This window comes from Bacillus shivajii (assembly GCF_020519665.1).
Classification (GTDB): Bacteria; Bacillota; Bacilli; order Bacillales; family Salisediminibacteriaceae; genus Bacillus_CA; species Bacillus_CA shivajii.
The window spans coordinates 277929-290881 of the sequence record NZ_CP084703.1 but is presented as its reverse complement, the minus strand read 5'-3'; the positions used below and the strand labels follow the sequence as shown (position 1 = coordinate 290881).

General features: G+C 38.4%; 16 protein-coding genes. 9 read left to right on the top strand and 7 right to left on the bottom strand.

Annotated elements, in window-relative coordinates; all coding sequences use genetic code 11:
- Positions 1 to 216 precede the first annotated feature (216 nt).
- The 3 genes from LGQ02_RS01510 to LGQ02_RS01500 all read left to right on the top strand — a co-directional run bounded on the left by LGQ02_RS01510 (position 217) and on the right by LGQ02_RS01500 (position 3063).
- A complete protein-coding gene (locus tag LGQ02_RS01510) occupies positions 217 to 1818 on the top strand; it encodes a Na/Pi cotransporter family protein (RefSeq protein WP_226518182.1) in 1602 nt (533 codons plus the stop codon).
- 483 nt (positions 1819 to 2301) lie between these two features.
- Positions 2302 to 2733, top strand: a complete 432-nt coding sequence (locus LGQ02_RS01505; RefSeq protein WP_226516500.1) for an RDD family protein — start codon at positions 2302 to 2304, stop codon at positions 2731 to 2733.
- Positions 2734 to 2904: 171 nt separating this feature from the next.
- Positions 2905 to 3063, top strand: coding sequence for a hypothetical protein (locus tag LGQ02_RS01500; protein WP_226516499.1), 159 nt, complete (start codon positions 2905 to 2907; stop codon positions 3061 to 3063).
- Positions 3064 to 3123: 60 nt separating this feature from the next.
- On the opposite strand, the gene LGQ02_RS01495 is transcribed toward LGQ02_RS01500, so the two are convergent.
- From LGQ02_RS01495 to LGQ02_RS01485, 3 genes are all read right to left on the bottom strand, one after another.
- The gene (locus LGQ02_RS01495) at positions 3124 to 3750 is read right to left on the bottom strand and encodes an FMN-dependent NADH-azoreductase (RefSeq protein ID WP_226516498.1); all 627 of its coding nucleotides are present in this window, start codon (positions 3748 to 3750) and stop codon (positions 3124 to 3126) included.
- Positions 3751 to 3846: 96 nt separating this feature from the next.
- Positions 3847 to 4284 (bottom strand): MarR family winged helix-turn-helix transcriptional regulator, encoded by a 438-nt coding sequence (locus LGQ02_RS01490; protein ID WP_226516497.1) that lies wholly within the window; start codon positions 4282 to 4284, stop codon positions 3847 to 3849.
- A 101-nt stretch (positions 4285 to 4385) separates the two neighbouring features.
- Complete coding sequence (locus LGQ02_RS01485) at positions 4386 to 4892, bottom strand: bZIP transcription factor (protein WP_226516496.1); 507 nt, start codon at positions 4890 to 4892, stop codon at positions 4386 to 4388.
- A 223-nt stretch (positions 4893 to 5115) separates the two neighbouring features.
- Between LGQ02_RS01485 and LGQ02_RS01480 the strand changes: the two genes are divergently transcribed.
- From LGQ02_RS01480 to LGQ02_RS01465, 4 genes are read left to right on the top strand one after another with little or no spacing between them, the layout of a single operon-like run.
- The gene (locus LGQ02_RS01480) at positions 5116 to 6039 is read left to right on the top strand and encodes a helix-turn-helix transcriptional regulator (protein ID WP_226516495.1); all 924 of its coding nucleotides are present in this window, start codon (positions 5116 to 5118) and stop codon (positions 6037 to 6039) included.
- A gap of 24 nt (positions 6040 to 6063) precedes the next feature.
- The gene (locus LGQ02_RS01475) at positions 6064 to 6912 is read left to right on the top strand and encodes an ABC transporter substrate-binding protein (protein WP_226516494.1); all 849 of its coding nucleotides are present in this window, start codon (positions 6064 to 6066) and stop codon (positions 6910 to 6912) included.
- Positions 6913 to 6945: 33 nt separating this feature from the next.
- Positions 6946 to 7644, top strand: coding sequence for an ABC transporter permease (locus LGQ02_RS01470; protein WP_226516493.1), 699 nt, complete (start codon positions 6946 to 6948; stop codon positions 7642 to 7644).
- On the top strand, positions 7641 to 8402 hold the full coding sequence (locus LGQ02_RS01465; protein WP_226516492.1) for an energy-coupling factor ABC transporter ATP-binding protein: 762 nt from the start codon (positions 7641 to 7643) through the stop codon (positions 8400 to 8402). The genes LGQ02_RS01470 and LGQ02_RS01465 overlap by 4 nt, the downstream gene beginning before the upstream one ends.
- Before the next feature lie 67 nt (positions 8403 to 8469).
- On the opposite strand, the gene LGQ02_RS01460 is transcribed toward LGQ02_RS01465, so the two are convergent.
- Positions 8470 to 9042 (bottom strand): nucleotidyltransferase family protein, encoded by a 573-nt coding sequence (locus LGQ02_RS01460; RefSeq protein WP_226516491.1) that lies wholly within the window; start codon positions 9040 to 9042, stop codon positions 8470 to 8472.
- Between the two features lie 188 nt (positions 9043 to 9230).
- Between LGQ02_RS01460 and LGQ02_RS01455 the strand changes: the two genes are divergently transcribed.
- Positions 9231 to 9731 carry a DUF3231 family protein gene (locus LGQ02_RS01455; RefSeq protein WP_226516490.1) on the top strand — a complete coding sequence of 167 codons (501 nt, stop codon included), beginning with the start codon at positions 9231 to 9233 and terminating at the stop codon, positions 9729 to 9731.
- A 68-nt stretch (positions 9732 to 9799) separates the two neighbouring features.
- Here LGQ02_RS01455 and LGQ02_RS01450 read toward each other — a convergent pair whose 3' ends face one another.
- Positions 9800 to 11032: an IS110 family RNA-guided transposase gene (locus LGQ02_RS01450; protein WP_226516489.1), complete on the bottom strand. Its 1233-nt coding sequence runs from the start codon at positions 11030 to 11032 to the stop codon at positions 9800 to 9802.
- 218 nt (positions 11033 to 11250) lie between these two features.
- Here LGQ02_RS01450 and LGQ02_RS01445 point away from each other — a divergent pair, with 218 nt between their 5' ends.
- Positions 11251 to 11847, top strand: a complete 597-nt coding sequence (locus LGQ02_RS01445) for a DUF3231 family protein (RefSeq protein ID WP_226516488.1) — start codon at positions 11251 to 11253, stop codon at positions 11845 to 11847.
- Positions 11848 to 11929: 82 nt separating this feature from the next.
- On the opposite strand, the gene LGQ02_RS01440 is transcribed toward LGQ02_RS01445, so the two are convergent.
- Both LGQ02_RS01440 and LGQ02_RS01435 read right to left on the bottom strand, forming a co-directional pair.
- Positions 11930 to 12568: a hypothetical protein gene (locus tag LGQ02_RS01440; protein ID WP_226516487.1), complete on the bottom strand. Its 639-nt coding sequence runs from the start codon at positions 12566 to 12568 to the stop codon at positions 11930 to 11932.
- A 25-nt stretch (positions 12569 to 12593) separates the two neighbouring features.
- Positions 12594 to 12887, bottom strand: coding sequence for a hypothetical protein (locus LGQ02_RS01435; protein WP_226516486.1), 294 nt, complete (start codon positions 12885 to 12887; stop codon positions 12594 to 12596).
- Positions 12888 to 12953 lie beyond the last annotated feature (66 nt).

Below are 12953 nucleotides of genomic sequence, written 5' to 3'. Positions count from 1 at the left end.
TCACATTTCTATAACTTTCTTTCATCCCTCAAATCTATGTGTGCTTCCGATTGTAAAGAAAACGTAAAGACTCTCCTTTGATCTTTATTAAATCTTTACACTCCGTTTATAAACAGTTAACAAATACTATGTAATATTAAAAACGTTGAAACACACGAACTTTAACAAAAACAAGGGGATGATCTTGTGGAACTACCATTACGTGACTTACTATTTATGTTTTTTGGAGGACTCGGTCTTTTTCTATTCGGTATTAAATTTTTAGGAGATGGCCTTCAAAAAGTAGCAGGCGATCGCCTTCGTGATATTTTAGATAAATTTACGACAAACCCAGTGATGGGTGTATTTACAGGTATTATTGTCACGATTCTATTACAAACGAGTACAGGAGCAACTGTTTTAACAATCGGTCTTGTAAACGCAGGATTTATGACATTTAGACAAGCCATCGGCGTCATCATGGGTGCAAACATCGGAACGACAGTTACAGCATTTATTATCGGTTTAAAAATCTCCGAATACGCATTACCGATTATGGCTTTAGGAGTACTCTTAATCTTCTTCTTTAAAAACAAAAAAGCAAATAACTTCGGACAAGTATTTTTCGGGTTTGGAGCATTGTTTTACGGTTTAGATATTATGGGGAACGGTTTATATCCCTTACGTGAATTAGACCTCTTTATAGACTTAACAATTACTATGAGTGAAAACCCGATCCTTGGGGTTGTGATCGGAACAGCTTTTACGGTCGCTGTTCAAAGTTCATCAGCATCGATTGGATTATTACAACAACTATTTGATCAAGGGGCTATTCCCCTCGAAGCGGCCTTACCAGTTTTATTTGGTGATAACATTGGAACAACGATTACAGCCGTTTTAGCAGCGTTAGGGTCTTCATTAGCTGCAAAACGTGCGGCAGCATCACATGTTATTTTTAACTTAGTAGGAACGACGATTGTTCTCATATTCATTGTCCCTTATACGGCAATGATCGATTCATTAAGTTCTTTCTTGAACTTAAACGCACCGATGACAATTGCCTTTGCGCACGGGATTTTTAATACGGCGAACGTCTTGCTTCAATTGCCTTTTATCGCTTTATTAGCGGCGTTAATTATGAAGTTGGTGCCCGGGAAAGAAACGGTCATTGAATATAAAGCGCAACATTTAGATCCAATTCTTGTTCAACAGTCTCCAGCCATTGCGTTAGGACAAGCGAAAAAAGAAACATTACGTATGGCAGAGCTCTCGGAAAAAGGATTAATACAAGCTCGTGACTTTGTGATTACAAATGAAAAACGCCATGCAGAACTTACGTATCAATTTGAAGATGCGATTAACAACTTAGACCGTAAAATTACGGATTACTTAGTGAAAGTGTCTTCGAATTCATTAACATCTCACGACTCTCAAATTCACTCGATGTTGATGGATACAGTTCGCGATATTGAACGTGTCGGTGACCACATGGAAAACTTAGTTGAACTTGCAGAATATCAAATCACGAATAAAGTGAAGATCTCTGAATCTGCGACAGAAGATTTAACGGAAATGTTTGATTTAACAATCGATACATTACAACAAGCGATTCTTTCATTAGAAAACAATGATGTGGACGCAGCTCGCTCGGTTGTATTAAAAGAAGAACAAATTGATAAAATGGAACGTAAATTACGTAAACAACACATTCTTCGCTTAAATGAAGGAAAGTGCAGTGGCTCTGCAGGAATCGCCTATGTCGATATGGTTAGTAATTTAGAGAGAATCGGTGACCACGCCGTAAACATCGCAGAAGCGGTGATTGGGGAAGAATCTTAAAACAAAATTTCTAAATAAGACGACCGTTGACGCCCTCCAATGTAAAAAACGTCTTTTTACAAGAGGCAAACGAGCAAACACGAGGATGACTCATAAGTGCCTAACACTTATAAGTCACCCTCGTTTTTTATTGAGTATAAGCAATAAACATCATCACTATTTTTTATGACTATAATGTTATTTTTATGGGCAAGCTCATTTAAAAAATCATCATTTTCTTCCATCATAGTGAAAAACTCTGAAACGTCATTAGATAACAATCGTAAATAAATGAGAGGAGGACACTGAAGTTTAGAAAATGGTCGTTTTGTAGCAAAAGAAAAACTGTGAGCACATACCAATTTCAAATCTCCCCTTCGATATACGAAGATGAACAGTTCTTCATATGACATTTATCTTATTTAATTACTTGTATGAGAAATAAATGACCGGACATTCGTCATAAGTATAAAAAAGACATAATTTTGTAAGGAGTGTTTTAGCATGAATGCTAGTAATCCCGCCGGTTTTTGGATTCGCCTTGGTGCAAACATTGTAGATGGTATTTTTCTATCTATCGTTTTAGGCATCATTTCGCTCATTATATACGGCCAATTTTTCATTGATTCGTATACGTTTCTCGATCTCTTACAACTTTTATACTTCCTCATTCTTCCTGTCGTTTGGTACGGATACACGTTAGGGAAGCGAGCAGCTGGCATCCGTATCGCGAGGGTTGACGGGCATAAAGTCGGAATCGGAACAATGCTTTTGCGAGATATTGTGTCTGGATTGGTTTATCTTATTTCATTCGGAATCGCCTTGATTGTTAGCATTTTTATGGTTGCGTTAAGAGAGGATAAACGATCCATCCATGACTTCATCGCAGGAACGTATGTAACATACGACACCCCAGAAGATGATGAGCTAATATGATCATCCAATAAATTCCCAGGTGCCAGGAACCTGGATTTTTTTGTATAATACCGGTTATCTTTCATCATTTTATTTAGTATATTTGCACTAAGTTTATGTAAGAAATTAGTTGTGAATTTACAAAAAATTCATTATAATGAAGCTACACCCATTGAGAGAGGAGCATTCATTATGAATAGAAAGTCTGAAAGTCCTTGCTACTTTGATGGAAGAGGTATTGAGAACTTCCGCCTTCAAGCGAGAAATAAGAAAAATGAAGTCATTATCAAACCTAAGAATGTCGGAAAATTAGTGAAATTCCCACATTATCCATATCTTGTTCAATCATAATCTCCAAATAAAAATAAAACAGGGATTATACCGAAAACCCCTGTTTTTTCAATCATTCTATTAAAATTGTTTTGCTACACTTGCTGCTTGTTCTAAACCTTCAGCAATGATTTCTTCCGCATTGTCTGGGAACTGGTTATGGCCTTCAACAATCACTTTTGTAATGTCTTCAATGCCCCAGAAGTTTAGCATGTTGCTTACGTAATTCACAGCCATTTCAGCAGCTTGTGCCGGTCCTTCTGAGTAAACGCCACCTCTTGCATTTAATAATGCTACTTTCTTACCGTTTAATAAGCCAACTGGCCCTTCTGCAGTGTAACGGAATGTCTTTCCAGCTTGTGCTAAATAGTCTAAATACGTGTGTAATACAGCAGGTACCGTGAAGTTCCATAGTGGGAAAGCAAAAACTACTTTGTCAGCCTCAAGGAATTGATTTAAATACTTGTTTACGAGCTGTGTCGCTTCCTCTTCAGCATCAGTTAATTCCAAACCATTTGCAAGTTTAAACATTCCATTGATCTTATTTGTGTCATAGTATGGTAGATTTTCCTCAAACAAATCAAGTTCTGTAATCTCATCTTGTGGGTTCGCTTCTTTATAATTCTCAAGGAATTTATGGTAAAGTTTCACACTTACCGCTTGTTCAACTGGTCTTGAATTTGCCTTAATAAATAATACGTTTGCCATCTAAATAACCTCCAATTATTTGATAAAAGTTGTTATAGCAACTTTGTAATATCATATTGTTGTCACAGCAACTAAGTAGGATAGAATAATCAGCAACTACTGACTATTTTTTAAAACATTCTCTCTGACTTTTGAAAGTAGCCTCTCCAGCTCTTGTAGTTCTTCTTTTGAAAGTCCGTCGCAAACAATTTCATCAAATTCTTCAGAAACAGGAACGACTTTTTTTCCATGCTCTTTCCCAGCAGGCGTAAGATAAAGTTTCACTGCACGACGGTCATCTGTACAATGCACTCGTTTAATAAAGCCCTTTTTCTCAAGGTTTGATGCCATTCTTGCCACATTCGTCTTATCTTTTGCGAGCTTTTCAACGATCTGGTTTTGCGTTAATCCATCTTTTTCCCACAGGAGCATCATAATCAAATTTTGCTCAGGAGCAAGGTTATAAGGCTCTAACCTTGATTTAATAAGACTCGTCAAAAGAAGGTCTGTTTTATGAATTTTTATACTGATATAGTCTTGAAAAGAAAATTTCAAATAAATCCCCTCGCCCATTTAGTTGCTATACATACTAAATACAAAAGCTAGTATAAATAACCTCATACGTATTGTCAAATAAAAATGTCCCTATTATTCGTTCATTTAATATCTTTGATCTTCCACCCGTCTTCCTTGACTAACGTAAATACAAGGTCTCCCCAATCTGCGTTATAAAATAGAATGATCTGATCTTCCATTTTGGAAATGCTAATTAATTCAAGATCACTAGTTGGGATCCACTCCCTCATCGTTGTACTGCCGTTCTCTTTGTTAACGTTAATGGAGAAACTACTAGATTGCTCAATTATCGTTATGTTATCCGTAAGAAGTGACTTTGCAACTTCCAGCTCATCTATTTCTGCAAAAAGCTCGACTGTCTTTTTCGCATCCAAAAAGTCTTGATAAACCATCGGTTTAATGGAGCTTGCCTCTTCCTTTAACTGTGCGACCTCATCTTTTAACCGCTCATTTTCCTCTGTTAATTTTTCGAGCTTACCTTCATCAACAGAATCTGCCGCTTGTTCATTTGGATCATTAAAGACAAATAGAACCGAAACAACAATGAGCGCAACAACAGCAAAACTTATTACATTTTTGTTCATCATTCTCACCACTTCTCTTATGTATGACGTATTCAGTTTATCATGATTTTCCATTCCGTTGGAAAACCTTAAGATTCCCGCTAACAAAATAAAGGATTTCTAACAAAACCGTACAATACTTAATAAAACAGAACAAAACTTAACAACTCGTGACGAAACTCACAGAAACATATAAAACAATCTACTAATATGGACAATAGCAAGTTTATTTTAAGGAGGGCTCGGCATGGGTGATAAAATTTATACACCTGAAGAAATTGCTCAGCTACTGCAAATCTCAAAACATACCGTTTATGAATTGATTAAACGAAAGCAACTCATTGCATTTAAAGTTGGAAATAAAATGAGAATTGAAGAACGTGAGCTGGAGTCCTTCAAAAACCAGCAATCGACTGTTAATCGTGATCCTTTACACTCAAATGAACAAAGTAGTCTTCGTCTCGCTGGAAGTCACGACCTCCTTCTCGAGAAGTTTTGTCAAGACATTCATCAAAATGAACAACATCCACTTCGCATACAAACTTCTTTTATCGGTAGTTTAGAAGGTTGTATGGCTTTATACCGAAACGAGTGTGACGTCGCTGCTGTTCATTTATTCGACCGTAAAAGCAGGACGTATAATCTACCGATCATTGAACAGTTTTTTTCGTCAAGTCCGATTACCGTCGTCCACTTCACAAAACGAAAGCAAGGATTTATTGTGTCCCGAGGAAATCCAAAGGAGATTACCGATTGGCATTCTTTAGCGGAAAACAACATCACGTTTGCGAACAGACAGAAAGGCTCTGGAACGAGACAACTCCTTGATTTCCATTTAAAAGAAGAGCAAATCTCACCTTCATCGATTGTCGGCTATGAAAATGAAGAATGGACGCACTATATGGCAGCGACTCACATCTTAAATGGTTCAGCCGATGTTACTTTAGGCATTGAGCCTGTCGCGCATTTACTCGGCCTAGAGTTTATCCCGATCGTCGAAGAATCATTCGACTTCATTTTTAAGTGGACGGATGAAAATAAAGACAAGCTCGCACAACTGCAAAATACTTTGCAATCAAATGACGAATCGGACGTGCTACATTCCATCTCTGGCTACAACACATCCGACATGGGCAACACGCTTTACACAAATCTATCAACAATTTCATGAATCACAACTTAGGAGGAATCAGCTATGAAACACCAAATGAAACTTTTTTTGTTTTCCACTCTATTTTTCGTTCTACTTACTGCTTGTAACAATGCAACGGATGAAGCAACAGCTTCCGACGAGGCTAACATCGGTGGAGAAATGATTTTATCAACGACGACAAGTACTTATGACAGTGGATTACTAGATGAACTTATTCCTATTTTTGAAGAACAAACTGGAGTCAATGTAAAAATCATTGCTGTTGGTTCTGGACAAGCGTTAGCAATGGGGGAAAATGGAGAAGCAGACGCTCTGTTAACACACGCCCCAGCAGCAGAGGAGATAATAGAAGAAGGCGGTCATGTGATCAATAGACATCGGGTCATGCATAACGATTTTGTCGTCATTGGCCCCGTTAATGATCCTGCAAATATTGAAGAGTTGACTGTTGATGAAGCTTTTCAAACAATTGCTGAAGACCAGCATCTGTTTTATTCGAGAGGGGACGATTCCGGCACACACAAAAAAGAGGAAGAAATCTGGGAGGTTGCTGGAGTATCACCTGAATATGATGACTATATGGAAACAGGACAAGGAATGGCAGACACTTTACGCATCGCAGCTGAGCGTGAAGGCTATACACTCACTGACCGCGGAACGTACTTATTCCTTAAAGAGCAGCTAGAAACGTTAAAAATTCTCGTAGAAGGCGACAAATACTTAGAGAATATTTATCATGTCATGCAAGTAAATTCGGAGCTATCTGATCAAATCAATGAGGAAGCGGCTGAAGCTTTTGTTGAGTTCTTCCGTTCTGAAGAAGTGCAATCCATTACCGGAGAATACGGAATAGAAAAGTGGGGTCAGCCTTTATTTTTCAATAATCAATAACTATTTTTTAGGACGAAAATTGAGGTGTAGAAAATGGAACTCGTCTGGTCTGGACTTATTGAAGCCATTCGTATGATTTTTCAACTAGATCAAGAAGTACTTCATATTACGTGGGTGACAATTCAAGTTAGCTTTTTATCTGTCTTAGTGAGTACGATTGTCGGAATACCTGTCGGGATGCTTTTAGCTTTTAAGCGTTTTCCTGGTAAAAAAATTGTTGTGCTAATCGCTCATGCAGGAATGGGCCTTCCACCAGTCGTTGCAGGATTATGGGTGACAATGGTTTTATGGCGCTCTGGCCCACTTGGGGATTTAGGGTGGTTGTTTACAACGAAAGCGATTGTAATCGCCCAAGTCGCTGTATCCTTACCGATTATTATTTCTCTTACGTATTCAGCGTTTAAAAAATTGGATCGTTCTCTACTATTACAAATTAAAGCATTAGCACCTACAAAATGGCAGACACTCATTCTTTATGTAAAAGAAGCTCGCTTCGGGATCATGGCTGCGATTATGGCCGGACTGGGCAGAGTGTTAGCAGAAGTTGGGGCAGCAATGATGGTCGGAGGAAATCTCAAAGGGGAAACGAGAATTCTTACGACTGCTATGGTGATGGAAGTGTCTCGCGGTAACTTCCACATCGCCATTGCCCTATCATTTATTCTCATGTCTCTTGCTTTACTTGTCACGATTTTATTACTACGTCTTCAACAAAAGGATGTGGCAGCATGAAACCATTCATTACATTTGAAAACATTGTGTGCCACCGGAATGGAAAAAAGACTGTTGGCATCGATCACCTTTCACTAGATAAAGGCGACCGTTTAGGAATCATCGGTCCGAATGGCGCGGGTAAGTCTACGCTATTAAAAGCTTGTGCATTACTCGAACCACCTAATGAAGGAAGTGTGACCTATCAAGGAAAGCCTTTGTCCGTTGCTTCCCCCGCTTTACACATTCGTAGAGAGTGGGCTTGCGTTTTCCAACATTCACAAAGATTCCAAAGTTCCGTGTTTCATAATGTTGAAATCGGCTTAAAGATTCGTAAACTGCCAAAAGAAGAGCGGCATAAAAAAGTGATGAAATGGCTAGAAACCTTTCGAATCGATCATTTAGCAAACGAACATGCCTTTTCGTTATCAGGTGGAGAGGCACAACGGATGAACCTTGCACGCGCCTTCGTGTTGGAGCCATCGGTGCTGTTCTTAGATGAACCGTTCTCCGCCCTCGACTTCCCGACGAAAATGAGTCTGATTGAAGAGTTAAATGGAGTACTTAAGGAAACAAAAACGACCGTGTTATTTATTACCCATGACTTAACCGAAGTAAAGCTTTTGACGAACAGGTTGCTTTATTTAGAAAGTGGAGCTGCCTATGATAACGGTGCAACTGATGAAGTTTTAAATGATCCTTCAAACAAGCTGGCCACGTTTTTGAAGCCATGGCAAATCAAAGAATCATTTCAACACGTTGACATACATGCGAAATGATCCCCTTCATTAATTTCCATTAATCCCCATGTGCTTGGCAACTGGGGATTAATGGTTACCCAATTAATTACTCAACGTGATACACTTCCACATTTGACCAAGTGGATGGCCAATTCTTTTTGACAAGACGCTCCTCATAAATTGCCGCTCTTTCTTTTGTCTCTTGAAAAAACGGTGTTGGCTTTACTTCCATGTTAAGTACATCTCCCACCCCGCAAGGTGCTGTTAAAATAACGTTGCCTTTGGCATCTAACTTTAGCCCTAACGCTGTCGCCGTTTCTGGAAACTTCGAAATCGCATCGACCGAACTCGTATAAGGCTCAATGTTGTTTACAACGTGCATTCTTGCCTGATTCTTCACCGACCAAGGGACGTCTGGTAAAACTAGATTCAGCTCCACTTCCAACGTTTTTTCGTGATCCTCACTTACATTCGCCGGGTCAAAATAAATGACATCGATGTCTGGCATCGAAGTTCGTTCATTAAAACCGTGCAAGGCATCCCAAATTTTCGATCTGACAAATCCAGCGCACACCCACCAGTCTGGAAGGTTCAATGATTTTGAAGCTATCAATATATCCATCATCCACTTGTCTTCTTCAACGAGCTCAACAATCTCTTTCTCACTCTTTATATTCATATGTCCTCCCGCTCCACCTAAAGTGAACGAAATTTTCCGTCTATTATCGTTAGTACTTTAACTATTTTAACATAAATAACCAATTCCCTCCCCCGTATAAAATAGGAAGGATAGTTCGATATTTAAACAAGGAATGAATAATTTTCCTATTCATACAAAAAGTATAAAAAAGTGGGAGGGAAAAGAAAATGGGCTCAACACACGACACTCAGTTAACATCAGCAGAAATCGCCAATCTATGGGCGACTTATATAAACAATACAATGTCCGTTTGTATTCTTGAATATTTCACAAAGACAGTTGAGGATGAAGAAATAAAACCTGTGATCGACGATTCACTACAACTTGCAAATGAATATATCCAGACCATCACTACCATTTTTAATAGTGAAAACATCCCAATTCCTCAAGGTTTTACTGAGAAAGACGTAAACCTTAATGCACCTAAATTATTCACCGACATCGTCCTTATTAATTTCGTAAAAAGCATGGCAAAAGCAGGATTAGGTACATATTCAATTGCACTTTCTTTAAGCTCTCGTGATGATGTGCGCTCTTTATTTCGCTATTGCATCGAAACAACAACAGACATGGATGAAAAATCTTTGCAAGTATTAAAAAACAAAGGGCTTTATATTCGCCCACCATATATTTTGTATGAAAACAACTTGGCCAAAAGGCAATACTAAAATAAGCCCTCCTATCCCTGTTTTTTTTCGAGGGCTTGTCTATGACATTTATGTACTATTATTACTGCTTATGCAGTTTTTTCGTCAGATGTTGCTACTGTATAGCCTTTCTTTTTTAGGTATTCGATCATCTTTAGTTCTTTGTTTTGTAGGTTTTGGTGAACGTATTCGGGGCCTAGTTCCTCATACGGTTCTCCTTTTTTTAAAACGTTATAAGCTATGGTTAAAATTAAATGAGCTGAAGCCATTTGAGCTTTCTTCTTTCCTTGCCGTTTCATAATTCTTTTCCGGTGTGCAGAAATTCGATTATTTTGCTTTGAGGTCGCTAATGCGCATTCAACTGCCATGGTTTTTAATGCTTTGTTACCTTTTACTGTTTTACTCGTTTTTTTTTTACCAGCACTTTCATTATTTCCTGGACTCACACCAGCCCATGATGCAAGGTTTTTAGCAGATTTAAATACATTCATATCAACACCCATTTCTGCAATAAATGTAGCTGCACCAGCTTGATTTACTCCAGGGATCGTATCCAATAATTCTACTTCCTTGCGATAAGGAGTTAAACATTGATCGATTTGTTCTTCCAACTCTTCGATCGTTTTTTCTAAATAAACCATGTGATTCCAATGATAACTTAACATATCACGATGGTGACGACGAATACGTCCATTGATCGCTTCTTCGATCTCTTTTAAGCTTGCTTTTGTGCGCCAATGGACCATGGTATTAAGATCCTCTATTTCAATTTTTTCGCCATTGATCATTGCTTCTAAAATTTTTCGACCTGATTGGCCGAAAATATTTGATAGTACTGAAGTGAGTTTAATATTAGCGTCTTGAAGGACTTTATGGATCCGATTCTGTTCAGCTGTACGATTACTAATGAGCTTTTTTCGATACCGTGTGAGATCACGTAAATCTCTAATATCTTCGGGTGGTACAAAATTTCCTTCAATAAGTCCACTTCGCAATAGTTTTGCAAGCCATTCTGCATCTTTTACGTCAGTTTTTCTACCAGGTACATTTTTCACATGTTTGGCATTGGCAAGGGTAAGCTGGAAGTGAGATTCTAGAATGTTCCATACAGGTTTCCAATACACTCCTGTACTTTCCATTACTACATCTGTTATTTCAAAGGTTGTTAACCAATCTTGTAATTGTAGTAACCCGGTTGTTGTTGTGGAGAAAGACTCTATCAACTTTTTAGGTCTTTTATCTAATGGACCGTACAAAACACAAGCTACCACTGTTTCTTGGTGTACATCTAGGCCTGCACATCGTTCAATCATTGCTTCCATAAGAGAACCACCTTATTAATTTAGTAAACAATACAAATGACAGTAGTTCTGTTTCAAAAATTTTGTATACGTGTTCTAGACACAGTAGTTGGTACTTCTATACTGTCATAACCAGTTTCTTATACGGGGTATCTTTTTCAAGACCCACCAATGTATGTCCAGCCTGGCTGTATTGTTATTAACTGTATTTCCACATATCAAATAAGGTAGTCCATACTTTGGTAGAAATTCGTTTTCATTGTAGATGGTGGCTACGAGAGCGTAGCCATGGTTTTTCTTATCCAGATAAAGTTCGATTTGTTACGAAGAAAAACTTCTTGGCTGGCTTCACTTCAAAAAGACGACCTTTATTAGCCCAAGAAATTACACACCTTTTTACAAATTTAGATGGAAACACATTAGGGAAAACCTTAATGATCGCTTTTGCGCAAGTCGCAGATTCAAAAGAGGTTCGAAGTCTTATATGGAGAGGGAAAGGGATTGCCGAAAAACATATAAAGCTTTTTTCTCAAAAGTTAATCGAGGATCATTTACCGACACCAAGCCCGTGGGATGCAGGGGTGACTAAATCTCAAGAATCACCTTTCTCAGATAAGCTGATCATAAATTTCATTACATTTCTATGTGCATCTAGTATTGGTAATTATGGACTCGCAATGGGGACAAGCCCAAGACATGATTTAGGTTTTCTATTTGCTCGGCTTAGTATGGAGATTGCCTCATACACCGAAGATCTTGCTGACTTCAACATTGAACAAGGCTGGATGGAAGAACCTCCACAAGCAGCAGACCGGGAAAACTTAGCTGATATTTAGAAGCAGAGGGACGGTTCTCTTGCTTCTTTTTGCTATGACTTGGGAAGCAGAAGGACCGTCCCCATGCTTCGACAGCTTACACTTACCAATCAACACCACGCACATCGTTACCAAACAATTTGTCAGCAACTAGATGCCCCTCTTCGTCTAAAGCTCTAATTGTCCATGTTTCCTCTGTGTATTCATCGAGTACGAAAAAGGCATAGTTGTCGTCGACTTCTTTGAATTCATACATATCAAGGTGGTCGTTCACTGTTTCCATTGTAAAATTGTAGGATTCTGATGGATGAAGTTCATCAAAGTGATCACCGACAACGATATATTTTATTTCTGGTGTCGCCGTCTTTACACCAACTAAGAATCCATCATCTTCATTACTACCATACCCAGCAGCTTGAAATGGCATTTGTTCCTCCACATAATATCCATTTGTCCCACCCGCGTATCGATGAAGGAATCCAAAACTCTGTTTGACCTTTGCTAAGCCAAATGTGCGCTGATCTTCATCTTCATATAGAAGTGCTTTTCCATAAACCGTGTCATAGGAACCGACTTCGTTTGCGTTCCCTGGAACTGTTTCTATCGCTGTGAACCGAAATCCAAAGAGTAAAACAACTGCAATGACTGAAAACATCGCGATCATAGAAACAATTGAAAACTTTCTATTTTTCACGACAACACATACAAGTATGACAAGAGCAAACATTATTGATATGACCATAAATGTTCCCATAATAGCTCTACTTTTACATCCAATGCATAACGACAGGTACGCCAATGATTAGTACTGCAGTTATTTTTAGTAGAATTGTAGGCTTTCGACTTAAACCTTCCCGATTTTCCCCTGCTGACCAAAAAAACTGTATTTTGTTTTGGTCAATGATAAAGATGTACACGAGACCCCCCATCGTGATGATCGATGTATACGCCTCATAATCTATGCCTAGGCTTCGGTAAAGGTATTGAATGAAACCTGTAATGAAAGCCGTTAATATTAAGACGATCCAAAACCGGCCAACGATTTTTAACCCTTTCTTCATTGAGTCACTCCTTTATGTACTTATGAATATCACCTTTTATGATTACGTTCATTTTAACGTACGGTT